Origin of the sequence: Streptomyces sp. TBY4 (assembly GCF_024213195.1) — a bacterium.
GTDB lineage: Bacteria > Actinomycetota > Actinomycetes > Streptomycetales > Streptomycetaceae > Streptomyces.
The window spans coordinates 1-538 of record NZ_JANAVF010000058.1 but is presented as its reverse complement, the minus strand read 5'-3'; the positions used below and the strand labels follow the sequence as shown (position 1 = coordinate 538).

General features: G+C 70.3%; 1 protein-coding gene. It reads left to right on the top strand.

The window, feature by feature from the left end; all coding sequences use genetic code 11:
- Positions 1-538: polyketide synthase dehydratase domain-containing protein (locus NLX94_RS38745; RefSeq protein ID WP_254388000.1), on the top strand; the 538-nt coding region annotated here is incomplete at both ends.

Below are 538 nucleotides of genomic sequence, written 5' to 3'. Positions count from 1 at the left end.
TCGACCTGCCCACCTACGCCTTCGAACACGAGCGGTACTGGCTGGAGTTGGTCGAGGGCCGGGCGGATGTGGCATCGGCGGGTCTGGACGCGATGGACCACCCGCTGCTCGGCGCCGTCGTCCACAGCTCCTCGGGCGAGGAAGTGATCTGCACCGGCCGCTGGTCGGCCCGTAGCCACCCCTGGCTCAAGGACCACGACGTACTGGGAACGGTCATCCTGCCCGGCACCGCCTTCGTGGAACTCGCCGTGCGAGCCGGAGACGAAGCCGGATACGAGCGTCTGGAAGAACTCGTCCTGCACGCACCCCTGGTCATCCCCGAACAGGGAACCGTCCAGGTCCAAGTCGTCCTCTCCACCCCCGATGCTTCCGGTCGCCGGCCGGTCAGCGTCCACTCCCGCCTGGAGGGCACCACCCTCTGGACCCGCCACGCCGAAGGCACCCTCACCCCCGGCCAGAACACCACCCCGGCCGACGGGCCCGCGATCTGGCCCCCGGCCACCGCCACCCCCCTCACCAGCTCCCCGCAGGAGACGTA